Origin of the sequence: Thauera sp. 28 (assembly GCF_000310145.2) — a bacterium.
GTDB classification, from domain to species: Bacteria; Pseudomonadota; Gammaproteobacteria; order Burkholderiales; family Rhodocyclaceae; genus Thauera; species Thauera mechernichensis.
On sequence record NZ_AMXA01000022.1, the window covers coordinates 1 to 23816 of the forward strand.

Genomic DNA, 23816 nt, shown 5'->3' on the forward strand with positions numbered 1-23816 from the left:
CTGATCGCCGCCAGCGATTCCGGGCTGCTGTTGTTGCCGTAGGGGTGGCCCGCGTAGAGCGCGGCATTGAACTGGCGGGCAGCAAGGCTGCCCGGCTTGGTCAGCGCCTCGCGCAGGCCGGCGATCGCGCGTGCGCGCTCGCGCTCCAGAATCTCGGCAGGGAAGGTCGGTCGCGCCAGCACGGTGGCAATGAGTTCGACGGCCGCGTCGAGCTCGACTGGCGACGACAGGCTGCGCAGCGCCAGACTGGCGCGGTCGTTGTCGGCGCCGCCGCGAACCTGGGCGCCGAGGTCGGCCTTGCGGTCGGCGATGGTCTGTTCGTCCAGGTTGCCGGCGCCCGCATCGAGCAGGGCCTGGGTCATGCTGGCCAGGCCGGCCTTGTCGGCAGGGTCGAGCGCGGTGCCGGCGGCAAAGCTCACCTGGATATCGACCAGGGGCAGGGCGCGGCTTTCGACGAAATGCACGCGCGCGCCGGTCGGTGCGACCCAGTGCTGGATCTGCGGGCCGGCGAGCGCAGGTGAGGCCAGGCCGAGGAAGCTGGCGAGGGCGAGAGCGGGGATGATCAGGGGGCGGATCGATGCGCGCATGGTTGCAGCGGTTTCCTGTGCTGAGGCGTCAGTGGCGGGCGGGGGCGAAGGGCGAGCGCGGGCGTTGTTCGCCGAGCGGCTGCGGGTCGAGACGGGCGATGCTGAGGCTGGCGTCGTCGAAATAGCGCCGCGCCACCGCTTGCACCTCGTCCGCAGTGACTGCGCGCAGGCCTTCGAGCAGCCTGTCCTCGTCGCGCCAGGACAGGCCTGCCGACTCCAGGTAGCCGATCTCCATCGCCTGGCCCATCAGCGAGTCGCGCTTGTAGACGCGGCTGGCGATGGCCTGGGTCTTGACGCGGGCGAGCTCTTCCGCGCTGATGCCGTGGTCGCGGACGCGCTGCAGTTCGGCGCGCAGCGCGGCCTGGAGTTCATCTACCGTGCGCCCCGGGGCGGGTACGCCGTCGAGGTAGAACAGCGACGGGCCGCGGCCGCTGCCGTCGTAGCCCGCGCCGACCGACACCGCGAGCTGTTCGTCGCGCACCAGGCGGCGGGTGAGGCGGGCGCCGTCATAGCCGTCGAGCACTGCGGCGAGCACCTGCAGCGCGTACGGTTCGCGCTCGTTTGCCGGGTCGCGCAGGGTGGGCACCTGCCAGGCCATGGCAAGGTAGGGCAGTTCGGCCGGCGCCCGCACCTCCGAGCTGCGCGGACCGCGCTGGGCAGGCTCGGGCGAGATGCGGCGCTCGGGCAGGGCGCGTGCCGGGATCGCGCCGTAGTGCTGCTCGGCGTCGCGGAAGACCTGTTGGTGGTCGACGTCGCCCACGACCACCAGCCAGGCATTGTTGGGCGCATACCAGCGCCGGTACCACTCGCGGGCGTCCTCGGGTTGCATGGCCTCGAGGTCGGGCATCCAGCCGATCACCGGGCGGCGGTAGGGATGAGCCTGGAAGGCGGTGGCCATCAGCTGCTCGTAGACCAGCGCGCGCGGTTGGTCGTCGGTGCGCAGGCGGCGTTCCTCCTTCACGACCTCGAGCTCACGCGCGAACTCGTCGTCGGTGAGCACCAGGTTCTGCATGCGGTCGGCCTCGAGTGCCATCATCGCCGGCAGATGGGCGGGCGGCACCTGCTGAAAGTAGGCGGTGTAGTCCTTGCCGGTGAATGCATTGTCACGCCCGCCGACGGCGGCGACGCGCTTGTTGAACTCGCCCGGGCCGACCTCTCGCGTGCCCTTGAACATCATGTGTTCGAGCACGTGGGCCACGCCCGACACGCCGTCCGGCTCGTCCATCGCGCCAGCGTTGTACCAGACCATGTGCACCACGGAGGGCGCGCGGCGGTCTTCCTTTACGATCAACTTCATGCCGTTTGCAAGCGTGGTCTCGAACGGGTTGGCGAGGGCGGGCGATGCGGCGAGGGTGGCTGCCGCAATGCCCAGCAGCACTGAACGAAGGCGGGGTGAGCGAAACATGGAGTTGTCCTGCATCTGTTAGAATTCGCGGCATTTCGCAGTACGGGCGCAGGCAGGGCCGGCGCGTGCCGCGGAGCCGCATCTTAGCGTGATCGGAGGCGGGCGCCCACGCAACGGGTGCCGTGCGCACCGACGCAAAACGACCTCTCTGACCCGAGCGTTTCATGTTTGGTTTCCTGAAGAAGAAGTCCCCAAAGCCCGAGGACGTGGCGCCCGCAGTAGCGGAACCGACGGCCGAGGTTGGCGTTCCCGCGCCTGCGGTGATCGACCCGGCCGCAGCGGCCGCTGCAGTGCCGGCGGTCGAGGTCGCGCAGCCAGCGGCTGAAGCCGTCGCCGAAGTGGTGCCTGAGGAGGGGGAGCCTGCAGCCGTGGCCGAGACGGTGGTGGCGCCGGCGCCGCGCCTGTCCTGGGGTGAGCGCCTCAAGGCAGGGCTGGCGCGCACGCGTCAGCAGATCGGCGGTGGCCTGGCCAACCTCTTCGGCCTGCGCAAGATCGACGAGGATCTGCTCGAGGAACTCGAATCCACCTTGCTGATGGCCGATTGCGGTGTAGATGCCACCCAGTACCTCATCGACGACCTGCGCATGCGCTGGAAGCGCGACCGCCTGGAAACCGCCGACCAGCTGCAGAAGGCGCTCGCCGACGGCCTGCACGGCATCATTGCGCCGCTCGAGCAGGCGCTTGAGCTCGGCAGCCACCAGCCCTTCATCATCATGATCGCGGGCGTCAATGGCTCGGGCAAGACGACCTCGATCGGCAAGCTGGCAAAGTATTTCCAGGCCCAGGGCAAGAGTGTGCTGCTGGCGGCCGGCGATACCTTCCGCGCCGCTGCGCGCGAGCAGCTGATGACCTGGGGTGAGCGCAACAACGTCACCGTGGTCGCCCAGGAGGGCGGCGATGCCGCAGCGGTCATCTTCGATGCCATCAACGCCGCGCGTGCGCGCAAGATCGACGTCGTGCTCGCCGACACCGCCGGGCGCCTCCCCACCCAGCTCCACCTGATGGAAGAAATCGCCAAGGTGCGCCGGGTGATCGCCAAGGCCGACCCGAGCGGCCCGCACGAGGTGCTGCTGGTGCTCGACGCCAACATCGGCCAGAACGCGCTCGCCCAGGTCAAGGCCTTCGACAAGGCGATCGGCGTCACCGGCCTGGTGGTGACCAAGCTCGATGGCACCGCCAAGGGCGGTGTGCTGGCGGCGATCGCGCGCCAATGCCCCAAGCCGCTGCGCTTCATCGGTGTCGGCGAGGGTATCGACGACCTGCAGCCCTTCAGGGCGCGCGAGTTCGTGGATGCCTTGTTCGAACCTGGTGCAGGTGCGGTAAAGGCGGGAGCGGAAGCGCGCAGATGATCGTCTTCGAGGGCGTAGCCAAGCGCTATGCGGGCGGCTATACGGCGTTGGCCGGGATCAGTTTCGAGGTCCGCCACGGCGAACTCGTCGTGCTGTCCGGTCACTCGGGTGCGGGCAAGAGCACGCTGCTCAAGCTCATCCCGGTGATCGAGCGTCCGAGCGCCGGGCGTGTGCTCATCAATGGGCAGGATGTTTCCCATCTGCCGCGCACCGCCATTCCCTACCTGCGGCGCAACCTCGGCCTGGTGCTGCAGGAGAGCCGCCTGTTGTTCGACCGCAGCGTGTTCGACAACGTGATGCTGCCTCTCGTCATCACTGGCCATCCGCCGGGTGATGCCGCTCGCCGGGTCGGGGCGGCGCTCGAGCGTGTCGGTCTGGACGGGCGTGGCAAGGAAATGCCCGCAGGTCTCTCCGGTGGCGAGCAGCAGCGGGTAGCGATCGCACGTGCCATCGTCAACAGGCCCTCCATCCTGATTGCCGACGAACCTACGGCGCATCTTGATCCCGCCTATGCGGCGGACATTGCCGAGCTGTTCCGCTCCTTCAATCAGGCCGGGGTGACCGTGCTCATCTCCACGCATGATGCCAGTCTGTTCTCGGCGAGCCGGCCGCGCCGGCTCGTACTCGCGAAGGGGCAACTCGTGGAGGACTCGCGTCCCACCGGGCGCCCGGCCATGGAGGCTGCATGATCCATTGGCTTTACCTGCACCTGCGCGCCATCGCCCATGCGTTGCGCCGCCTTGCCGCCCAGCCGTTGAGCACCCTGCTGTCCGCGCTGGTGGTCGGCATCGCGCTGTCGCTGCCGGGCGGCGGCTACCTGCTGCTGGACAATGTGTCCTCGCTGGCGCGCGGCGTCTCGGGCGCTCCCGAGATCAGTCTCTTTCTCGACATGGACGCCGGGCCCGAGGATCGCGCCGCCATCGAGCAGGGCCTGAAGGCAACGCCCGACCTCGGCAGCTATCGTTTCGTGGCGCGCGACGAGGCTCTGCGCCAGCTCGAAGCGAGCGGCCTGGGTGACGTCCTCGGCGGGCTCAGCGCCAACCCGCTGCCCGATGCCTTCGTGCTGTCATTGCGCGAGGAGGATCCGGAGCTGTTCGAGCGCATGGCCGAGCAGATGGCGGCGTGGCCCAAGGTGGCCCATGTCCAGCTCGATTCGGCCTGGGTCAAGCGCCTGCATGCGCTGCTTGGGCTCGGACGCTCTGCCGTGCTCATGCTGGCGGGCTTGCTCGGCTTTGCGCTGGTGATCGTCACCTTCAACACCATCCGCCTGCAGATTCTGACGCAACGCCAGGAGATCGCCGTCAGCCGCCTGCTGGGCGCCACCGACCCCTTCATCCGGAGGCCGTTCTACTGGTTTGGTGGCCTGCAGGGCGCGCTCGGCGGCTTGGTGGCCCTGGGTACGGTGTCGCTGGGCGTGCGGGCGCTCTCTGCCCCCGTCACCGCGCTGGCCGAGACCTACGGCGCGGTGTTCGTGCTCAGTGGGCCGGACTGGCGTGCTGCACTGGCCATCGTTGCCTTCGCCGCGCTGCTCGGTTGGCTGGGGGCTGCCATCTCGGTGCGCAGGCACCTTGCCGGGGCTTGAAATCCGCGCGTATGCCCTGACGTATGATGCTGAAATCGATGGGGCGCCCTGGCGCCTGCTTTCTCTGATAGGTTGTTTCAATCGAGAGTATCTCGATAATCAATTAGATCAATGCATGGCGCCGATCTAGACTGTCATCCATCGAGTTTCACCCAACGTCCTGCAACCCCTCCTGGAGCAACTACATGTCGCTGATCAACACCCAAGTCCAGCCGTTCAAAGCCCAAGCCTTCAAGAATGGCAAGTTCATCGAAGTGACCGAAGCCGACCTGAAGGGCAAGTGGTCCGTGCTGATCTTCATGCCGGCTGCCTTCACTTTCAACTGCCCGACCGAGATCGAGGACGCTGCCGAGCACTACGCCGAGTTCCAGAAGGCTGGTGCCGAGGTGTACATCGTCACCACCGACACCCACTTCTCGCACAAGGTCTGGCACGAAACCTCGCCGGCGGTCGGCAAGGCCCAGTTCCCCCTGGTTGGCGACCCCACTCACCAGCTGACCCGCGCTTTCGGCGTGCATATCGAGGAAGCTGGTCTGGCTCTGCGCGGCACCTTCGTGATCGACCCGGAAGGCGTCATCAAGACGATGGAAGTGCACGACAACGCCATCGCCCGTGACGTGACCGAAACCGTGCGCAAGCTCAAGGCCGCCCAGTACGTCGCGTCGCACCCGAACGAAGTCTGCCCGGCCAAGTGGAAGGAAGGCGAAGCCACGCTGGCGCCGTCGATCGACCTGGTCGGCAAGATCTAAGCAGGCCGCAGCATCTGCCCGGGCCCATGGGGTCCGGGCCGTGAGTCCAGCAGCCGGCCCCGTGCCGGCTGTGTCGTATCAGGACCGCTCAAAACCGCAGCGGCCGGAATCATCCAAAGGAACAACCGTCATGCTTGACGCCAACATCAAGACTCAACTGAAAGCCTACCTGGAGCGGGTGACGCAGCCGATCGAGATCGTGGCGTCGCTGGACGATGGTCCCAAGTCCAAGGAAATGCTCGAACTGCTGCACGACGTGGTCGAGCAGTCGAAACTCATCACCCTGATCGAGCGCCGCGATGACGACGAGCGCAAGCCCTCGTTCTCGGTCGGGCCGCGTGGTGGAGAGGCGCGTGTGCGCTTCGCCGGCCTGCCGATGGGCCACGAATTCACCTCGCTGATCCTTGCCCTGCTGCAGGCCGGTGGCTACCCGCCCAAGGTCGAGGCCGAGGTGATCGAGCAGATCAGGACCCTCGACGTCGAGCTCAATTTCGAGACCTACATCTCGCTGTCCTGCCATAACTGCCCGGATGTGGTGCAGGCCCTGAACCTGATGGCAGTGCTCAACCCGAAGATCCGCCACACCATGATCGACGGCGCACTGTTCCAGAAGGAAGTGGAGGAGCGCCAGATCATGGCGGTGCCCACCGTCTATCTGAATGGCGAGGAGTTCGACCAGGGCCGCCTCGAACTGGGCCAGATCCTGGCCAAGGTCGACACCGGCGCTGCGGCGCGCGACGCCAGGAAACTGGCCGAGAAGGCTGCATTCGACGTGCTGGTGGTGGGCGGTGGCCCAGCGGGTGCGGCGGCGGCGATCTACGCTGCACGCAAGGGTATTCGCACCGGCGTGGTCGCCGAACGCTTCGGTGGCCAGGTGATGGATACGATGGCGATCGAGAACTTCATCTCGGTGAAGTACACCGAAGGTCCCAAGCTGGTCGCGGCCCTCGAGGAGCACGTCAAGGAATATGAAGTCGACGTCATGAACCTGCAGCGCGTCGCCGCCGTGGTGCCGGGCGAGAACCTGCACGAAGTAAAGATGGAGAACGGCGCCAGCCTCAGGGCCAAGACCGTGATCGTCGCCACCGGTGCGCGCTGGCGCGAGATGAACGTGCCCGGCGAGAAGGCGTTCCGCGGCAAGGGCGTGGCCTACTGCCCGCACTGCGACGGCCCGCTGTTCAAGGGCAAGCGCGTCGCGGTGATCGGTGGTGGCAACTCGGGTGTCGAGGCCGCGATCGACCTCGCCGGCGTGGTCGCTCATGTGACCCTGCTCGAGTTCGCCGATGACCTGCGTGCCGACGCCGTGCTGCAGAAGAAGCTCTACAGCCTGCCCAACGTCAGCGTCATCAAGAGCGCGCAGACCACCGAGGTTACCGGCACCGACAAGGTCAACGGCCTGGTGTACAAGGACCGTAACACCGAGCAGGTGCACCGCGTCGAGCTCGAGGGCATCTTCGTGCAGATCGGTCTGCTGCCCAATACCGACTTCCTCAAGGGCACGGTCGAGCTGTCGCGCTTCGGCGAGGTCATCGTCGATGCCAAGGGTCAGACCTCGGTGCCGGGCATCTTCGCTGCCGGCGACTGCACCACGGTGCCGTACAAGCAGATCATCATCGCCATGGGCGAAGGCTCCAAGGCTTCGCTGTCGGCCTTCGATCACCTGATTCGCAGCAGCGCACCGGCGATGTAAGCTCACACGGGGGCGCTGCCCCCCCGTGCTGCTGCCCCCCATGTAGGAGCGGCGCCAGCCGCGAGGTGTTGTTGTGCAGCGCCCTGGCGCCGTCGCCTTCAACCCCTCGCGGCTGGCGCCGCTCCTACAGCAGTCCTCGCGCGGCCTCGCGCGGCCCAGCCCCGTACGGGGCTTTTTGCCATTGTGCGGGCAACCACGGCACACTCTGGCTGTCACATGCCGAGATCATCGAGGAGCCCATCAGTGCCTTTCAGCTGGTTCGAACGTCGTATCGACCCCTATCCCGAAGCCGCGCCCGGCCCTGCGCCGCGCGGCTTCTTCGCCTTCCTGTGGGCGGGTACAGAGGGCATGCGGCCCTTCATCCTCGGCATGATGCTGCTCACCGCGAGCATCGGCGCCTTCGAGGCCTTGCTGTTCGCCATGCTCGGCAAGGTGGTCGACTGGCTCGCTGCGGTCGAACCCGCGCGCTTGTGGGCCGACGAGGGTGGCACCCTGCTGCTGCTTGCGGCCATCATCGTCGGCAGCATCGCGCTGGTGGCGGTGCAGACCATGCTCAAGCACCAGAGCCTGGCGGGCAATTTCCCGATGCGGCTGCGCTGGAACTTCCACCGTCTGATGCTCGGCCAGAGCATGAGCTTCTACCAGGATGAATTCGCCGGCCGGGTCTCGGCCAAGGTCATGCAGACCGCGCTCGCGGTGCGCGATACCTGCCTGATCATGACCGACATCCTGGTCTTCGTGACCATCTACTTCGTCACTCTCACCCTGGTGGTGGCGAGCTTCGACGTCTGGTTCCTCGCCCCCTTCCTGGGTTGGCTGGCGCTCTATGCACTGGTGCTGCGCTGGTTCGTGCCGCGCCTGTCGAAGGTGTCGCGCGTCCAGGCCGACGCCCGTGCACTGATGACCGGGCGCATCACCGACGCCTACACCAACATCGCCACCGTCAAGCTGTTCTCCCACGCTGGCCGTGAGGCAGGCTACGCACGGGGCGCGATGCAGGAGTTCCTGCACACGGTGCATGCGCAGATGCGCCTGGTGAGCGGCATCGAGATCGTCGTGCACAGCTTGTCGATGGGCCTCATCCTCTCCACCAGCGGGGTGGCGCTGTGGCTGTGGAGCCAGGGCCAGGTCGGCGTTGGCGCGGTGGCGGCGGCGACCGCGATGGCGCTGCGCCTCAATGGCATGTCGCACTGGGTGATGTGGGAGATGGCCTCGCTGTTCGAGAACGTCGGCACCGTGCAGGACGGCATCAACACCTTGTCGCGCCCGCATGCGGTTGTGGATCGCGCGGATGCCAGGCCGCTGGTGGTGAGCCGTGGCGAAGTCCGCTTCGAGCACCTCGGCTTCGCCTATGGTGCGACGGGCGCGCAGGCGCGGCGGGTGATCGACGATTTCACGCTCACCATCCGCGCGGGCGAGAAGATCGGCGTGGTCGGGCGCTCGGGCGCGGGCAAGTCGACCCTGGTGAACCTGCTGTTGCGCTTCTACGACCTCGAGCAGGGCCGCATCCTGATCGACGGCCAGGACATCGCCAGCGTCACCCAGAACAGCCTGCGCGCGCAGATCGGTATGGTCACCCAGGACACCTCGCTGCTGCACCGTTCGGTGCGAGACAACATCCTCTACGGCCGCCCCGATGCCTCCGATGCGGACATGATTGCGGCAGCCAAGCGTGCGGAAGCGCACGACTTCATCCTCGGCCTCACCGACCCCAAGGGGCGGCGCGGCTACGACGCCCATGTGGGCGAGCGCGGCGTCAAACTCTCCGGCGGCCAGCGCCAGCGCATCGCGATCGCGCGCGTGATGCTGAAGGACGCGCCCATCCTGCTGCTCGATGAGGCCACCAGTGCGCTCGACTCCGAGGTCGAGGCCGCGATCCAGGAGAGCCTCTACCGTCTCATGGAAGGCAAGACCGTGGTGGCGATCGCGCACCGGCTGTCTACGATCGCCGCCATGGACCGCCTGGTGGTGATGGACCGTGGGCGGATCGTGGAGGAGGGCGATCACCGCAGCCTGCTTGCCCAGGGGGGGCTGTATGCGCGCCTCTGGGCGCATCAGAGCGGCGGTTTTCTGGGTAGCGAGGACGAGGAGGCAGTGGCCGCGCCCGGGCGGACGACGGTCTCCACTGTGGATGCATGAGCTTCCCAGCCATCTTTCCGGCGGTCTAGACTAGGCGCATGAGTCCACCCCGCGAGCCCATCCCCGAAGGCCGTCGCGCGCTGCGCGAGGGGGGCTTTGCCTCGGCTGTCGCCTTGGGGTATCTCGTGTGCGCATTGTTGTTCGGCGTCCTGCTGGTGCTCGAGTGGCGGTCGATCGATCGCAGCGTGCTCGCCCTGGCGCGCGAGCGTGGCGCGACGCTGTTCGCGCTGGTCGAGACCACGCGCGAATGGAATGCGCGCCACGGAGGCGTGTATGTCCTTGTCTCGGACGAGGGCCAGCCCAATCCTTACCTCGAGCATCCTGCGCGCGATATCGACAGCGCGGACGGGCGCCGTCTCACCATGGTCAATCCGGCCTACATGACGCGACAGATCGCCGAACTCGCCGAGGCCAAGCAGGGCGTGCGCGTGCGTATCACGAGCCTGTCCCCCATCCGCCCGGGCAATGCGCCCGACCCCTGGGAGCGCGAGGCGCTACGGCGCTTCGAGCGTGGCGAGGCGGAAGTGCTGGAGCTCGTCGCTGCGGGCGACACCCAGACCCATCGCTACATGGCGCCGCTGTTGGTGGTGCCGGCCTGCCTGCAGTGCCACATCGCGCAGGGCTACGAGGTCGGTGACGTCCGCGGCGGCATCTCGGTCACCATGCCTGCGCAGGCGCTGATTGCCATGCGTGACACCCAGCGCCTGCGCACCGGAGCCATGCACCTGCTCGCCTTCCTGATCTCCGCCGGGCTGATCCATGGCCTGTTGCTGGTCAATCGCCGCCACCTGCGCGTGGTGCGCGCGATCAATGCCGACCAGGAGCGCCTCATCGCGCTGCGCACAGGCGAGCTTGCCGACGCCAATCGCAAGCTGGCGGACGAGGTTGATCTGCATCGGCACAGCGCGCGCCAGCTTGCAGAGAGCGAGGCGCGCTACCGCGCGGTGTTCGACGGCGCAGCCGAGGGCATCATCGTGACCGACGCCGAGTCCCGCATCACCCAGGTCAATCCCGCCTTCTGCCGCATTACCGGCTATGCCGCTGCGGAGGTGCTTGGCCGCACGCCTGCACTGCTTGCGTCTGGGCGTCATGATGCCGACTACTTTGCCCAGATGTATGACAGCCTCGCCCGCGAGGGCAACTGGCAGGGCGAGATGTGGAACCGGCGCAAGAGCGGCGACCTTTACGTGCAGTGGATTTCGATCGTCCGCGTCGGTGCCGCCGACGACATTCAGGGCTACATCGCCACCCTCAGCGACATTACCAGCCGCAAGGCGCTCGAGGACAAGATCCGCTACCGGGCAGACCATGATCCGCTGACCGGCCTGCCGAACCGGGCGCTGTTCGACGACCGCCTCGCTTCCGCGCTGGCGGGGGCGCACCGGCGAGGTTCGGCCTTCGCGCTGCTGTTCGTGGACCTCGACCGCTTCAAGGCTGTAAACGACCGCCTGGGGCATCTCGCCGGTGACGCCCTGCTGGTCGAAGCGGGCGAGCGCCTGAACGCCTGTGTGCGCGAATCGGACACCGTTGCCCGCCTCGGCGGTGACGAATTCGCTGTCATCCTCAACGAGATCGGCGGTATGGACGACGTCGAGGAGATTGCCCTGCGCATCGGCGAGGCGATCGCAACGCCCTTCGTGCTGGAGAAGGGCGAGGGGTGCGTGTCGGCCTCGATCGGCATCGTGCTGGCGCCCGAGCACGGAGGCGACGCGCAGAGCCTGCTCAGGCGGGCCGACCTTGCCCTCTATGCGGTCAAGCACGGCGGCCGCGGCCACCACCGCTTCTACACGCCCGCGCTGGGCGACTGAGCCGCGGCGCCCAGGCGGGCCGCGACGACCTGTGCGCAGGTGCGCACGCGTTGTGCGGTCGCGCCATCCCAGGCGGTGTCGAAGCTGCCTGCGGGGCCCATCGCCGTGATCGCGAGCGTGAGCTGCCCGACGTCGTTGAAGACCGGCGCGGAGAACGCATTGATGCCGGGGATGGGGTTGCCGAGCGCGCGCGCGAGGCGGTGCCGGCGCACTTCCTGTAGGAGCTGCTCTGCCGCCTCGGGCGAGGTGACCGTCAGGTCGGTCGCCGAGGCGGGCTCGGCCGCAGTCTCGCCGGCGAGGATCGGCGCGACGATGCGCTCGGGCAGGAAAGCCGCGAACACCCGTCCGGTGGCCGACAGCAGCAAGGGCGTCATCACCGTGCCAGGGCGCATGTTGACGTGGATCTGCTTGCTGCATTCCTCGATGTGAACGATGGTCGGACCCAGGTTTCCCCATACCGCGATGGCGACGTTGAGCTCGATGTCGTCGGCCAGGCGAGCGACCTCGGGAATCGCGGCCTTGAGCGGGTCAAGTCCGTGAAGGGCAGTCAGCCCGACCTGCAGGGCAAAGGGCCCCAGGCCGTAACGCCCGGTCAGCGGGTTCTGTTCGATGAGGCCGAGCTTGCCGAAGCTCACCAGGTAGGGGTGGGCCTTGGCGGGCGGCATGCCCGCCTCGCGCGCGAGCTCCTTCAGGATCATCGGCTTGCCGCTGCGCACCAGGGCCTGCAGCAGGGCGCCGCCGACCTCGATGGACTGGATGCCGCGCCGTTCGCTGCGTTCGGTGTCGGCTACCGCCGGCGTGTTGTCCTGCATGACTCCCTCCTGAATCGCGGCGAATGTTAGCAGCTTCCGTGCGCGCGCCACGGTCGGTCTCATCATGGCCTTCGGATTTGTTAATAGTAAATCGATTGACTATAGGCAAATTGCGGTCTAGGATTCGACGCACCCAGTCAATGCAGGAGACACACGATCATGAACAGCAAGAAGTTTGCATCGCAGGCCGACGTCGAAGAGAAGAAGATCAGCTGGGAGAAGCTGTCCGATAACGCCTACGCCTACACTGCTGAGGGCGACCCCAACACCGGCGTCATCATCGGCGACGACGCCGTCATGATCATCGACGCGACGGCGACGCCGGTAGCAGCGCAGGGCGTCATCGCCAAGGTTCGCGAGATCACCGACCTGCCGATCAAGTATGTCGTGCTGACCCACTATCACGCTGTCCGCGTGCTCGGCGCTTCGGGCTACAAGCGCGAAGGCTTGCAGGAGGTCATCGCCAGCCGCGACACCTACGATCTGATCGTTGAGCGCGGCCAGCAGGACATGGATTCGGAGATCGGCCGCTTCCCGCGCCTGTTCCAGGCTGTCGAGAGCGTGCCCGGCCTGACCTGGCCGACGATGAGCTTCGAGGGCGAGATGACGCTCTGGCTGGGCAAGCTCGAGGTGAAGATCAAGCAGATCGGCCGAGGCCATACCAAGGGCGACACCATCGTGTACCTGCCTGCTCAGCAGATCTGCTTCTCGGGTGATCTGGTCGAGGCGGACGCGGCCTGTTACACCGGCGACGCCTATCTCGCCGAGTGGCCGCAGACGCTCGACAGGCTTGCCGCGATGAACTTCGCCAAGCTCGTCCCGGGGCGCGGCCCCGCCCTGATGACGCCTGCTGCCGTGCAGGCAGGGCTGGCCTACACGCGCGATTTCGTCTCCACGCTGTACCTCAGCGCACAGGAGGCGGTGGCGCAGGGCATGGACCTGAAGGCGGCGATGGCGCACACGCGCAAGAACATGGACCCGAAGTTCGGCCACGTCTTCATCTACGAGCACTGCCTGCCGTTCGATGTGACGCGTGCCCATGACGAGGCGAGCGGCATCGCCGACCCGCGCATCTGGACGGCCGAGCGCGACCAGCAGATGTGGCATGCGCTGCAGGCCTGAGGTGCAGCACTGAAGGACGCAGATTGCGCCAGGCCCCGCAGCAGAGGGATCGGGTGCCCGCCGTGGGCGCCCGTATCCGGTCGAACTCACGCCCAGACGTGAGGCCGGAGCGAACCAACACCAGGAGGAGACCGCCGTGCTGAGCACGTACACATACCCGAAGTTCGAATATGTCCGACCACCCGAGATCGACGAGGGGCGGGAAGGGCACCATCCCGTGATCATCGTCGGTGCCGGCCCGGTTGGCCTGTGCACTGCGATCGACCTCGCCCAGCAGGGCCAGCGCGTGCTGGTGCTCGACAACGACGACACCGTATCCATCGGGTCGCGTGGCGTGTGCTACGCCAAGCGCGCGCTCGAGATCCTCGACCGCCTCGGCTGCGGCGAGGAGATGGTCGCCAAAGGTGTGTCCTGGAACGTCGGGCGCACCTTCTTTCGGGAGGACGAAGTCTTCAACTTCAACCTCTGCCCTGAGCCTGACCATCATCGTCCGGGCATGATCAACCTGCAGCAGTATTACCTCGAGGAATACCTCGTCCGCCGCGCCCGCCAGCTTCCCAACCTGGAAATCCGCTTCCGGAACAACGTCATCGGCGTCACGCCCGGCGACGACAAGGCGGGGCTGCGTGTGGAGACGCCGGACGGAGCCTATTCGCTCACCACCGACTGGCTGGTCGTCGCCGACGGCGCGCGCAGCCCGATCCGCAGCATGCTCGGCCTCGACATCGAGGGCAAGATCTTCATGGACCGCTTCCTGATCGCCGACGTGGTGATGAAGGCCGACTTCCCGACCGAGCGCTGGTTCTGGTTCGACCCACCGTTCCATCCCAATCAGTCGGTGCTGCTGCATCGCCAGGCCGACAACGTCTTCCGCATCGATTTCCAGCTCGGCTGGGACGCCGATCCCGAGCAGGAAAAGAAGCCCGAGAACGTGATTCCGCGCATCAAGGCCATGATCGGGGACGAGCGCGAGTTCGAGCTCGAATGGGTCAGCGTCTACACCTTCCAGTGTCGGCGGATGAGCAGCTTCAACCATGGGCGCGTGCTCTTCGTCGGCGATGCGGCGCATCAGGTATCGCCGTTCGGAGCGCGCGGCGCCAACTCGGGCATCCAGGACGCCGACAACCTGGTGTGGAAGCTCAAGCTCGTGATGGACGGCAAGGCGCCGCCGAAGCTGCTCGACAGCTACACCGAAGAGCGCGGTTTCGCGGCGGACGAGAACATCATGAACTCGACGCGCTCGACCGACTTCATCACCCCGAAGAGCCGCACCAGCAAGACCTTCCGTAACGCCGTCCTGGGCCTGGCCGAACATCATCCCTTCGCTCGCGCCCTCGTCAATTCCGGGCGCCTGTCGGTGCCGAGCTACCTGACCGCATCGAGCCTCAACACGCCCGACGAGGACGACTTTGCCGGCACCATGGTGCCGGGAGCGCCGATGGACGACGCGCCGGTGCTCGCGGCCGATGGCCACGCCTGGCTGCTGCAGGTGCTCGGGAACCGCTTCCAGGTACTGCATTACGTCGACGATGCATCCGCCCTCGCGGACACCAACCTCGCCACCGTGCAGGCGCTCGCTGATGGCGGTATCGCGCTCGAGCCCGTCATCGTCGCGGCCCGCGGGCGGGCGCCTGCCGGCCTGCGTACGCTGATCGACGCCAAGGGGCGTGTGCGCGAGCGCTACGACATGAGGCCCGGAACCACCTATCTCATCCGTCCCGACCAGCATGTGGCTGCGCGCTGGCGCCTGCTCGACACCGAGCGGGTGCGAGCGGCCCTCGTCCGTGCCACCTGCAACGCCTGAAGGAGATCGTCATGGCCCTGAACCTGCAGCCCAACCTGGCCGAACCCGGCAAGCGTTACTTCCGTGCCTTTTCGCCCGGCGACGATTTCTACGAGGCGCTCATCGACGCCCACCGCGAACTCAGCGACGAGCAGAGCGAGATGCTCAACGCCCGCCTGATCCTGCTCCTCGCCAACCATGTCGGTGACATCGCCGTGCTGCGCGAGGCGCTGAAGCTCGCGCGTGAGGGCGTGGCGGCCGAGGGCTGAGCCGCGCTCGCCACGCCCTCGTCGGCTGCGGCGCTCAGTCCCGGGCGCCGCAGCCGATGTCCGCGACGTGCTCGAACAGCATGTCGCGGAAGCTGTGTGCCGCGGGCGACAGCGAGCGCCCATTGCGACTGAAGACGTAAAAGCGGCGCGTGACCTCGGGCTCCACCAGCGGGCGCATGTCGAGCTGGTAAAGACGCACCAGCGAAGCGGCATAGGGGATGCAGATCGTCACCCCGAGCCCGGATGCCACCATGCTGAGGGCGGTCGACATGAAGGTCACGGTGGTGGCGGGGTCGAGGTCGACTTCGCGCATTGCATTGTGCAGGTCCACCGACAGGCGTTCCGTGAACTGGCCCTGCAGGGTGATCAGCGGGTGGTGCACCAGGTCCGACCAGCGCACGGCCTGTAGCGCACCGAGCGCGTGTCCGTGCGGGAACACCGCATGGAAGGGCAGTTCGAAAAGCGGTGCAGCGTCGATGTCCGAGCTCGGGTCGCGCTCGGGGCCGACACCAAAATCCACCTCGCCGGAGAACACCCGCGAGGTCACGCTCTCAACGGCGCAGTCGATCAGGCGGATATCCACCTCGGGATGCCGTGCGCGATAGGCTGCGATCACCTCGGGCAGCAGGGTGCATGCCATCAACTGTGGGGCTGCCACCCGTACCACGCCTTTCTTGAGTGCCTTCAGGTTGGTGACCTCGTCGACCACGCCATCGAGGTCGGTGAGGATCTTGTCGATCAGCGGATAGATGCCGCGACCGATCTCCGAGAGCTGGATGCGTCGCGTGCTGCGGTCGAACAGGCGCACGCCGAGCGACTGTTCGAGTTCCTTGATGAGGCCGCTCAACGCCGACTGGGTCAGGAACAGACTCTCGGCCGCCAGGGTGAAGCTCCCGTTGCGCGCCACGGCGACGAAGGCGCGGAGTTGGCGGAGCGTGATATTCATCAGGTATCCCGATAAATGAATCTGAAAAAGCTGTTGGAATGATATTAGTTTTTCGCCTGTAATGTGGGCATGCCTTATCGGGCGATAAACGAAACATGGGGCGCGAACCCTGGAACCAGGAAGGAGAAGGAGACTGCAATGACGCCGATCGTGAACAAGATTCATCACGTAGCCTACCGCTGCAAGGACGCGCTCCAGACTGCGCGCTGGTACGAGAAGCACCTGGGCATGAAGCTGGTGCTGTCGATCGCCGAGGACGCGGTGCCGTCGACCGGAGAGCCTGATCCCTACATGCACATCTTCATGGATGCCGGCATGGGTAACGTGCTCGCCTTCTTCGAGCTCCCCACCCGTGCGCCGATGGGGCGCGACGAGAACACCCCGGCATGGACGCAGCACCTCGCGCTCGAGGTCGATTCCATGGACACCCTGCTCGCCACCAAGGCTCGCCTCGAATCCGAGGGCATCGACGTGGTGGGGCCGACCGACCATGCGCTGTTCCAGTCGATCTACTTCTTCGATCCCAACGGCCACCGTCTCGAGCTGGCCTGCAATACCCATCGGCCCGGCATGCTGGAAGCCCTCGACAAGGTGAAGTGGGAGATGCTCGAGGAGTGGGCGCAGACCCGCAAGGCGCCCAAGCATGCCGCCTGGATGCACGACGGCAGCTACAAGGAGATGTTCCAGTGAAACTCGCCACCCTCAAGCACGGCGGCCGCGACGGCACCCTGGTCGTCGTCAGCCGTGACCTGGCGCGCTGCCGGGCCGTCCCGGCGATTGCGCGCAGCCTGCAGGCCGCGCTCGACGACTGGCAGTCCTGCGAGCCGCAGCTGCGCCAGGTGTACGAAGCCCTGAACAGCGCAGCGATCGAGTCGCAGCCGTTCGACCAGGCCGCCTGCCATTCGCCGTTGCCGCGTGCCTACCAGTGGGCCGACGGTTCTGCATACATCAACCATGTGGAGCTGGTGCGCAGGGCACGCAATGCCGAGATGCCGCCCTCGTTCTACACCGACCCGCTGATGTACCAGGGTGGCTCGGACAGCTTCATCGGGCCGCGCGACGCGGTGGTGGCTGATGAACGCTGGGGGATCGACTTCGAGGCCGAGGTTACGGTGGTGACCGGCGATGTGCCGATGGGGGCGACGCCCGCCGATGCGGCGCGCGCGATCCGCCTGGTGATGCTGGTCAACGATGTCAGCCTGCGCAACCTGATCCCCAACGAGCTCGCGAAGGGCTTCGGTTTCTTCCAGAGCAAGCCCGCCTCTGCGTTCAGTCCGGTAGCGGTCACGCCCGATGAACTCGGCGATGCCTGGAGGGACGCCAAGCTGCACCTGCCGCTCGTCGTGCACCTGAACGGCGCCTTGTTCGGCAAGCCCGAGGCGGGTGTCGACATGACCTTCGACTTCGGCCAGCTCGTCGCCCATGTGGCACGTACCCGCGAGCTCGAGGCCGGCTCCGTCATCGGCTCGGGGACGGTATCCAACAAGCAGGGCGACCTGTGGGGCTCGTCGATCGAGCACGGTGGCGTCGGCTACTGCTGCCTGGCGGAGTTGCGCACCTACGAAACCATCGAACAGGGCACGCCCGCCACGCCCTTCATGCGCGATGGCGACGTCGTACGCATCGAGATGTTCGACCGCGAGGGGCGCAGCATCTTCGGCGCCATCGAGAACCGCGTCACCGCAGTCCAGTCCTGAGCTTCCCCCCCCCCGGCCTGGCGATGACCCGCAGAAGGCTCGCACCAGCGCCGGCAAAACCCGCAGTCACACAGAAACGCTTGAGAGGAGTGAGACACATGAAGCTGAAAGCCCTGATCGGCCTGGCCGCCGCCACTGCCACCCTGTTCGCTGCCCCGGTCCGCGCCGAGGAGATCGTGCTCAAGGTCGCGCATTTCTGGCCTGCTACCGCGCTCAGCCAGCAGAAGATCCTCGAACCCTGGTGCGCGAAGATTGCCGCCGAGTCGGACAACCGGCTCAAGTGCCAGATCTTCCCGGCCATGCAGCTTGGAGGCACGCCTGCCCAACTCATCCAGCAGGCGGCAGACGGCGTTGCCGACATCGTGTGGACCCTGCCCGGGTACACGGCGGGCCGCTTCCCGTCGGTGGAGGTCTTCGAACTGCCCTTCATGACCCACAATGCCGAAGGCGCGAGCCGTGCGGCCTGGGCCTACTACGAGCAGTTCGGCCAGAAGGACTTCGAGTCGGTCAAGCCGCTCGCCTTCCATGTGCATGACGCCGGCCACATCCACAACAACAAGCGTCCGATCACCCGCATGTCCGACTTCCGCGGCCTGAAGATGCGCGCGCCGACGCGGCTCACGAACCGCATGATCGCCCATCTCGGCGCGACCCCGGTGGCCATGCCGATGCCGCAGACGCCCGAGGCGGTGTCCAAGGGCGTGGTCGACGGCTACGTGCTGCCATGGGAGGTGATCCCGACCATGAAGCTGCATGAGATGACCAAGTACCACACCGAGATGGACGCCTCGCAGCCCTCGCTCTACACCACCTTCTTCACCATTGCGATGAACAAGGCCCGCTACGACAGCCTGCCGGACGAGCTCAAGAAGGTCATTGATGCCAACTCCGGTGCCGATTTCTCGGCGGCGATCGGTCGCGCCTGGGACGAGTCGGCACCTGCGGCTCGCCAGCAGGCGGTCGATCGCGGCAACCAGTTCCATACCATCCCGGCGAGCGAGGCGGCCGAATGGGTGAAGGTTGGCGATCGTCTCGCCGCAGAGTGGGTGAAGGAGGTCAGCGGCAAGGGCTATCCGGGCCAGGAGATGCTCGATACCGCGCGCGCGCTGATCGCCACGCACAGCGCCCGCTGACCTGCTGGCGGCCTGCCGCGCCCGCGGGCGGGCCGCCAATCGCACAACCCCGGCAGTCCGGAGGCCCCGCCATGGCCGAAGTCATTCCCCAACTCGACGACCAGCGCGACCCCGGCCCGCGCGATCCGGTCGGGCACTTTCTGTTTGCATGGTCGCAGCTCTCGGCGCTGGGGGGCGCGGTGCTGCTGTTCGCTGCCTGCGGTGTCTCGGTGTACAGCGTGCTCGGACGCTGGCTGTTCGATGCGCCGGTGCTGGGCGACGTCGAACTCGTGCAGATGGCGTGTGCGCTCGCGATCGCTGCCTGTCTGCCCTATGCACAGATGAAGAACGCCCACGTCATTGTCGATTTCTTCACCCACAACGCCTCGGCCCGGGTGCGCCGCGTGCTCGATCGTATCGCCTCGGTCGTGCTTGCGCTGGGGGCTGCAGTGATCGCCTGGCGCAGTTTCGTCGGTGCCTGGGAAGCCTCGCAAACGGGTGAGAGCACCATGATCCTGGGCTGGCCGCTGTGGTGGTCCTATCTCACGCTTGGGCCGGGCTTCCTGCTGCTTGCCCTCACCGCCCTGTACACCGCCTGGAAGGGGCAGATGCACAACGAGGTGGGCGAGCAATGAGTAGCGTGACCATTGGCTTCCTGGTGGGTGGGCTGACCCTTGTCCTGCTCGCCCTGCGCATCCACATCGGCATGGCCATGCTGCTTGGCGGCGCCATTGGCTACATCGCAGTCTCCGGTTGGGACCCGCTGATGAGCTATTTCAAGCACCTCGCCTACGGGCGCTTCTCGGTCTACGACCTGTCGGTGGTGCCGCTCTTCCTGCTGATGGGCAACATCGCCTCACACGGGGGCTTGTCACGCCGGCTGTTCGAGGCCACCAACGCCTTCCTCGGCCACTACCGCGGCGGCGTGGCGATGAGTGCAATCGGCGCCTGCGCCGGCTTCGGTGCCATCTGTGGCTCCTCGCTCGCCACCGCGGCGACGATGGGCAAGGTGGCGTTGCCCGAACTCAGGCGCAACCGCTATTCGCCGGCCCTCGCCACAGGGGCACTTGCCGCCGGCGGCACGCTCGGCATCCTGATCCCGCCTTCGGTGGTGCTGGTGATCTATGCCATCCTCGCGGAGCAGAACGTCGCGGCGATGTTCATGGCCGCGCTCATTCCCGGCCTGATCGCGATGCTCGGCTACATGCTGGTGGTAGCCATCTATGCCCGCGTGGTGCCCGACGCCGGCCCGGCCTCGACGCGCAAGTCGTGGGCCGAGCGCATGACGGCGGTCGCCCGCGTGTGGCCGATCGTGACCGTATTCGTGGTGGTGATCGGCGGCATCTATGGCGGCATCTTCACCCCGACCGAGGCGGCGGCGGTGGGGACCATCGCCACCGCGGCGCTCGCAGTGGCGTCGCGCGAGCTCGATCTCAAGGGGCTCGCGCACGCCGTGTTCGGTGCCGCCGAGTCGACCGCGATGATCTTCCTGATCCTGCTCGGTGCCGACGTGCTCAATGCCTTCCTGGCCCTGTCGCAGATGCCGCAGGCCCTGGCCGGCTGGGTGCTCGAGAGCGGCCTCACGCCTGCTGCGGTGCTGATCGGCATCATCCTCATCTACCTGGTGCTGGGCTGCGTCATGGACAGCCTGTCGATGATCCTGCTCACCATCCCGATCTTCCTGCCGATCGTGATGGGGCTCGATTTCTGGGGGCTCAACCCGACGGACAAGGCGATCTGGTTCGGCATCCTTGCCCTGATGGTGGTCGAGATCGGCCTGATCACGCCGCCGGTGGGCATGAACGTGTTCATCATCAACAGCCTGGCGCGCGACATTCCGATGCGCGAGACCTTCCGCGGCGTGCTGCCCTTCCTGGCGTCGGACGGTGTGCGCATCATCCTGCTGGCGCTTTTCCCCGGTCTTTCGTTGTGGCTGGTGCATCTGCTGGGTGGCTGACGCCCTTGCATCTGAAAGGATAGACGATGAGGCTCTACACCTATTTCCGCAGCTCCGCAGCCTATCGCGTGCGCATCGCGCTCGGGCTCAAGGGGCTGGCCTACGACGCGGTGCCCGTACACCTCGTGCGCGGCGGCGGCGAACATCGCCAGCCTGCCTACCTGCAACTGAACCCGGCCGGGCTCGTGCCTGCGCTGGAGGATGGGGGCGAGGTGCTCGGCCAGTCGCTGGCAATCATCGAGTACCTCGAGGAGGTCCATCCGCGGCCGGCCTTGCTGCCGCAGGCGCCGCTCGATCGAGCCCGCGTGCGTGCGATCGCTCTCGCCATCGCCTGCGACATCCATCCGATCAACAACCTGCGCGTGCTGCAGTATCTGGGCGAGGTGCTCGGCGCCGCCGACAGCCAGAAAACCGACTGGTACCGGCACTGGGTGCTTGCCGGGCTGGGCGCGGTCGAGGCGCTGCTGGCCGGCGACAGGCGTACCGGCGACTTCTGTCATGGCGATGTGCCAGGGCTTGCAGACTGCTGCCTGGTGCCGCAGGTGTTCAATGCCCGGCGCTTCGGCTGCGACCTGTCGACGATGCCGAATATCGTGCGCATCGCCGCGAATTGCGAGACCATCGAGGCTTTCAGGCTGGCGGCACCCGGCAACCAGCCTGACGCCGAATGACGCCGCCGCGCCACGGGGGCTGCGCAACCGAATGGGCCCCACCTGCATGAAGAAGATCGACACCGCCGCTGCCCCGTGCCCCGTGCCCCCGCAGTGCTGCAACGGGCCCCTGTCATGACGACCGCAAGCGCCTCGGCGCCAGCCATGTCGGGGGCCTTCGTGGTCCTTGCCCTGTCCTTGCTGCTGGGCATCCAGCCCGTCACCACCGACCTCTACCTGCCGGCGCTGCCTTCGCTCACGCATGCGCTCGGCGCGTCGGTCGGGCAGGCGCAGCTCACCCTGTCGGGGCTGCTGCTGGCCTTCGGGTGTTCGCAGCTGGTGTGGGGGCCGGTGTCGGACCGCTTCGGGCGCAAGCCTGTGCTCTTGCTCGGTCTGTCGATCTACACCTTGGCGGCGGTCGGCAGTGCGTTTGCCGGGACGATCGATACGCTGCTGGCGTGGCGGCTTGCCCAGGGGGCGGCGATGGGGGCGGTGGTGATGTGCGCGCGCGCACTGGTACGCGATCTTTACGCCCCCGAGGCTGGCGCGCGCGCGATCAGCAAGGGCCTGTCCGGGCTCGGTGTCATCGCGTGCCTGAGCATTCCGCTCGGCGGCGTCGTGGCCGAGTTGTGGGGCTGGCGCGCGGCCCTGCTGACGCTCGCCGTGTTCGGCGGCGGTACGCTGGCGCTGATCGCGATGCGCTTCGAGGAGACCCTGGCTTGTCCGGATCCGCGCGCCTTGCGTCCCTCAGTCTTGCTGGCAACGTGGATGGGCATCGTCCGCCATCCCCAGTTCATCGCCTTTGCGCTACTGGCGATGACGACGTATGCCGGCCTGTTCACCTTTCTCGCGGCTTCGTCCTTCGTCTTCATCACCTTGTTCGGGGTAACGAAGGTTCACTACGGCTTATTGATGTGCCTGATGGCGCTTGCCTACCTGGTCGGCACCTTCCTTTGCCGCGCCCTGCTCAAGCGCCTGGGGGTGCAGCGGACAGTCGTGGTCGGGGGTGCGCTGTCGCTTGCGGGCGGCGGCGTGATGGCCGCGCTGGCGTGGTCGGGAGTTGCCGGGGTGTGGCCGATCATGCTGCCGATGTTGCTCTACATGCTCGGCCATGGCATTCACCAGCCCTGCGGACAGGCGGGCGCGGTGGGCCCGTTTCCGCACGCGGCCGGTGCGGCCTCGGCGCTCAGCGGCTGCCTGATGATGTTGTCGGCGTTTGCGGTGGGGCAGTGGCTGGGTGCGAGCATGGACGGGAGCGCGCAGCCCATGATCACCGGTATCGGCGTGTCGGCAGCCGTTACGGCGGCGGTGGCCTGGGGGCTCGTCCGCCGCCTGCGGATGCAGCGCTGAGCGCTTACTGGCCGGTAAACTTCGGCGCGCGCTTTTCCATGAAGGCGGCGACGCCCTCTGCGTAGTCCGCGCTCCAGCCCAGCTCGCGCATGAAGCCACCTTCGAAGGAGAGCTGCTGTTCGAGGGTGTGGCCGGGGGCGGCGTGCATGGCCTGGCGGGTGCGCACCAGCGCCTTGGTGGGCATGGCGGCGAGCTGGGTGGCGAGCGCGTCGACCTTGGCGCCGAACTCGGCGTCGTCGTACGCGGCCCAGATCAGGCCCCAGTCGGCGGCCTTCTCCGCGGGCAGCTTGTCGGCGAGCAGGGCCAGGCCCATGGCGCGTGCCATGCCGACGCGCTGGGGCAGGAACCAGGTACCGCCGGTGTCGGGGATGAGGCCGATCTTGCTGAACGCCTGCAGGAAGGACGCCGACTTCGTTGCCACCACCAGGTCGCAGGCCAGCGCCAGGCTGGCGCCGGCACCGGCGGCGATGCCATTGACGGCAGCGATGGTGGGTACGCGCAGGTTCTGCAGGCGCAGCACCAGCGGCTTGTAGTTCTTGTCGACGACGTCGCCGATGTCGGGTAGGCGGCCGTCGGGCTGCGTGGCCATGTCGGGGTCGGCGAGGTCCTGGCCGGCGCAGAAGGCCCGCCCGGCGCCGCTCAGCACCAGCACGCGCGTGGCATGGTCGGCGTGCACGCGGTCCAGTGCGTCACGCAGTTCGGCATGCATGTCGCCAGTGAAGCTGTTGAGCTTGTCGGGGCGGTTGAGTGTCAGGCGGGCGACGCCTTGCTCGACCGAGAACAGGATGTTCGCGTATTGCATCGATACT

Annotated in this window: 22 protein-coding genes; 17 read left to right on the forward strand and 5 right to left on the reverse strand. The window is 67.0% G+C overall.

The annotated features are described in order from the left end of the window. Window positions 1-587 (reverse strand): M16 family metallopeptidase (locus C662_RS14105; RefSeq protein WP_002930445.1); only part of this gene is annotated, 587 nt, incomplete at its 3' end. Between the two features lie 28 nt (window positions 588-615). Next, window positions 616-1992 (reverse strand): M16 family metallopeptidase, encoded by a 1377-nt coding sequence (locus C662_RS14110; protein WP_002930446.1) that lies wholly within the window; start codon window positions 1990-1992, stop codon window positions 616-618. 164 nt (window positions 1993-2156) lie between these two features. On the opposite strand from C662_RS14110, the gene ftsY reads away from it, so the two are divergent. From ftsY to C662_RS14145, 7 genes are all read left to right on the forward strand, one after another. After that, window positions 2157-3341: a signal recognition particle-docking protein FtsY gene (ftsY, locus tag C662_RS14115; protein ID WP_002930447.1), complete on the forward strand. Its 1185-nt coding sequence runs from the start codon at window positions 2157-2159 to the stop codon at window positions 3339-3341. Next, window positions 3338-4030 (forward strand): cell division ATP-binding protein FtsE, encoded by a 693-nt coding sequence (locus C662_RS14120; protein ID WP_002930448.1) that lies wholly within the window; start codon window positions 3338-3340, stop codon window positions 4028-4030. Before ftsY ends, C662_RS14120 begins: the two co-directional genes overlap by 4 nt. After that, a complete protein-coding gene (gene ftsX, locus C662_RS14125) occupies window positions 4027-4923 on the forward strand; it encodes a permease-like cell division protein FtsX (RefSeq protein WP_002930450.1) in 897 nt (298 codons plus the stop codon). The genes C662_RS14120 and ftsX overlap by 4 nt, the downstream gene beginning before the upstream one ends. Before the next feature lie 185 nt (window positions 4924-5108). Next, entirely contained in the window at window positions 5109-5672 is a 564-nt protein-coding gene (gene ahpC / locus C662_RS14130; RefSeq protein ID WP_002930451.1) for an alkyl hydroperoxide reductase subunit C, read from the forward strand. Window positions 5673-5802: 130 nt separating this feature from the next. Further along, a complete protein-coding gene (gene ahpF / locus C662_RS14135; protein ID WP_002930453.1) occupies window positions 5803-7362 on the forward strand; it encodes an alkyl hydroperoxide reductase subunit F in 1560 nt (519 codons plus the stop codon). A 243-nt stretch (window positions 7363-7605) separates the two neighbouring features. Next, window positions 7606-9501 carry an ABC transporter ATP-binding protein gene (locus C662_RS14140; protein WP_002930455.1) on the forward strand — a complete coding sequence of 632 codons (1896 nt, stop codon included), beginning with the start codon at window positions 7606-7608 and terminating at the stop codon, window positions 9499-9501. Window positions 9502-9539: 38 nt separating this feature from the next. Next, a complete protein-coding gene (locus tag C662_RS14145) occupies window positions 9540-11309 on the forward strand; it encodes a diguanylate cyclase domain-containing protein (protein ID WP_002930457.1) in 1770 nt (589 codons plus the stop codon). On the opposite strand, the gene C662_RS14150 is transcribed toward C662_RS14145, so the two are convergent. Continuing rightward, window positions 11285-12121, reverse strand: coding sequence for an IclR family transcriptional regulator (locus tag C662_RS14150; RefSeq protein ID WP_002930459.1), 837 nt, complete (start codon window positions 12119-12121; stop codon window positions 11285-11287). The two genes, C662_RS14145 and C662_RS14150, sit on opposite strands and share 25 nt — an antisense overlap. Before the next feature lie 159 nt (window positions 12122-12280). On the opposite strand from C662_RS14150, the gene C662_RS14155 reads away from it, so the two are divergent. From C662_RS14155 to C662_RS14165, 3 genes are all read left to right on the forward strand, one after another. After that, on the forward strand, window positions 12281-13243 hold the full coding sequence (locus C662_RS14155) for an MBL fold metallo-hydrolase (RefSeq protein WP_002930461.1): 963 nt from the start codon (window positions 12281-12283) through the stop codon (window positions 13241-13243). Between the two features lie 136 nt (window positions 13244-13379). Further along, the gene (locus C662_RS14160; RefSeq protein ID WP_002930464.1) at window positions 13380-15047 is read left to right on the forward strand and encodes an FAD-dependent oxidoreductase; all 1668 of its coding nucleotides are present in this window, start codon (window positions 13380-13382) and stop codon (window positions 15045-15047) included. 11 nt (window positions 15048-15058) lie between these two features. Continuing rightward, window positions 15059-15295, forward strand: coding sequence for a DUF2783 domain-containing protein (locus C662_RS14165; protein WP_002930465.1), 237 nt, complete (start codon window positions 15059-15061; stop codon window positions 15293-15295). Between the two features lie 34 nt (window positions 15296-15329). Here C662_RS14165 and C662_RS14170 read toward each other — a convergent pair whose 3' ends face one another. Continuing rightward, window positions 15330-16241 carry a LysR family transcriptional regulator gene (locus C662_RS14170; RefSeq protein ID WP_002930466.1) on the reverse strand — a complete coding sequence of 304 codons (912 nt, stop codon included), beginning with the start codon at window positions 16239-16241 and terminating at the stop codon, window positions 15330-15332. A gap of 138 nt (window positions 16242-16379) precedes the next feature. On the opposite strand from C662_RS14170, the gene C662_RS14175 reads away from it, so the two are divergent. From C662_RS14175 to C662_RS14205, 7 genes are all read left to right on the forward strand, one after another. Beyond that, entirely contained in the window at window positions 16380-16931 is a 552-nt protein-coding gene (locus tag C662_RS14175) for a VOC family protein (protein WP_002930467.1), read from the forward strand. Further along, on the forward strand, window positions 16928-17938 hold the full coding sequence (locus C662_RS14180; protein WP_002930468.1) for a fumarylacetoacetate hydrolase family protein: 1011 nt from the start codon (window positions 16928-16930) through the stop codon (window positions 17936-17938). The genes C662_RS14175 and C662_RS14180 overlap by 4 nt, the downstream gene beginning before the upstream one ends. A gap of 98 nt (window positions 17939-18036) precedes the next feature. Beyond that, on the forward strand, window positions 18037-19071 hold the full coding sequence (locus C662_RS14185) for a TRAP transporter substrate-binding protein (protein WP_002930470.1): 1035 nt from the start codon (window positions 18037-18039) through the stop codon (window positions 19069-19071). A gap of 71 nt (window positions 19072-19142) precedes the next feature. Continuing rightward, the gene (locus C662_RS14190) at window positions 19143-19685 is read left to right on the forward strand and encodes a TRAP transporter small permease (RefSeq protein ID WP_002930476.1); all 543 of its coding nucleotides are present in this window, start codon (window positions 19143-19145) and stop codon (window positions 19683-19685) included. Beyond that, entirely contained in the window at window positions 19682-21007 is a 1326-nt protein-coding gene (locus C662_RS14195) for a TRAP transporter large permease (RefSeq protein ID WP_002930478.1), read from the forward strand. The genes C662_RS14190 and C662_RS14195 overlap by 4 nt, the downstream gene beginning before the upstream one ends. Before the next feature lie 26 nt (window positions 21008-21033). Beyond that, complete coding sequence (gene maiA / locus C662_RS14200) at window positions 21034-21678, forward strand: maleylacetoacetate isomerase (RefSeq protein WP_002930480.1); 645 nt, start codon at window positions 21034-21036, stop codon at window positions 21676-21678. 114 nt (window positions 21679-21792) lie between these two features. Beyond that, complete coding sequence (locus tag C662_RS14205; RefSeq protein ID WP_002930482.1) at window positions 21793-23007, forward strand: multidrug effflux MFS transporter; 1215 nt, start codon at window positions 21793-21795, stop codon at window positions 23005-23007. A 4-nt stretch (window positions 23008-23011) separates the two neighbouring features. Here C662_RS14205 and paaG read toward each other — a convergent pair whose 3' ends face one another. Further along, entirely contained in the window at window positions 23012-23809 is a 798-nt protein-coding gene (gene paaG / locus C662_RS14210; RefSeq protein ID WP_002930484.1) for a 2-(1,2-epoxy-1,2-dihydrophenyl)acetyl-CoA isomerase PaaG, read from the reverse strand. Window positions 23810-23816 lie beyond the last annotated feature (7 nt).

What these genes read in the sequence shown, in the direction of transcription:
- C662_RS14110 (WP_002930446.1), bottom strand. Translation starts at nt 1,992, where the DNA reads ATGTTTCGCTCACCCCGCCTTCGTTCAGTGCTGCTGGGCATTGCGGCA.
- ftsY (WP_002930447.1), top strand. Translation starts at nt 2,157, where the DNA reads ATGTTTGGTTTCCTGAAGAAGAAGTCCCCAAAGCCCGAGGACGTGGCG.
- C662_RS14120 (WP_002930448.1), top strand. Translation starts at nt 3,338, where the DNA reads ATGATCGTCTTCGAGGGCGTAGCCAAGCGCTATGCGGGCGGCTATACG.
- ftsX (WP_002930450.1), top strand. Translation starts at nt 4,027, where the DNA reads ATGATCCATTGGCTTTACCTGCACCTGCGCGCCATCGCCCATGCGTTG.
- ahpC (WP_002930451.1), top strand. Translation starts at nt 5,109, where the DNA reads ATGTCGCTGATCAACACCCAAGTCCAGCCGTTCAAAGCCCAAGCCTTC.
- ahpF (WP_002930453.1), top strand. Translation starts at nt 5,803, where the DNA reads ATGCTTGACGCCAACATCAAGACTCAACTGAAAGCCTACCTGGAGCGG.
- C662_RS14145 (WP_002930457.1), top strand. Translation starts at nt 9,540, where the DNA reads ATGAGTCCACCCCGCGAGCCCATCCCCGAAGGCCGTCGCGCGCTGCGC.
- C662_RS14150 (WP_002930459.1), bottom strand. Translation starts at nt 12,121, where the DNA reads ATGCAGGACAACACGCCGGCGGTAGCCGACACCGAACGCAGCGAACGG.
- C662_RS14155 (WP_002930461.1), top strand. Translation starts at nt 12,281, where the DNA reads ATGAACAGCAAGAAGTTTGCATCGCAGGCCGACGTCGAAGAGAAGAAG.
- C662_RS14165 (WP_002930465.1), top strand. Translation starts at nt 15,059, where the DNA reads ATGGCCCTGAACCTGCAGCCCAACCTGGCCGAACCCGGCAAGCGTTAC.
- C662_RS14170 (WP_002930466.1), bottom strand. Translation starts at nt 16,241, where the DNA reads ATGAATATCACGCTCCGCCAACTCCGCGCCTTCGTCGCCGTGGCGCGC.
- C662_RS14175 (WP_002930467.1), top strand. Translation starts at nt 16,380, where the DNA reads ATGACGCCGATCGTGAACAAGATTCATCACGTAGCCTACCGCTGCAAG.
- C662_RS14185 (WP_002930470.1), top strand. Translation starts at nt 18,037, where the DNA reads ATGAAGCTGAAAGCCCTGATCGGCCTGGCCGCCGCCACTGCCACCCTG.
- C662_RS14190 (WP_002930476.1), top strand. Translation starts at nt 19,143, where the DNA reads ATGGCCGAAGTCATTCCCCAACTCGACGACCAGCGCGACCCCGGCCCG.
- C662_RS14195 (WP_002930478.1), top strand. Translation starts at nt 19,682, where the DNA reads ATGAGTAGCGTGACCATTGGCTTCCTGGTGGGTGGGCTGACCCTTGTC.
- maiA (WP_002930480.1), top strand. Translation starts at nt 21,034, where the DNA reads ATGAGGCTCTACACCTATTTCCGCAGCTCCGCAGCCTATCGCGTGCGC.
- C662_RS14205 (WP_002930482.1), top strand. Translation starts at nt 21,793, where the DNA reads ATGACGACCGCAAGCGCCTCGGCGCCAGCCATGTCGGGGGCCTTCGTG.
- paaG (WP_002930484.1), bottom strand. Translation starts at nt 23,809, where the DNA reads ATGCAATACGCGAACATCCTGTTCTCGGTCGAGCAAGGCGTCGCCCGC.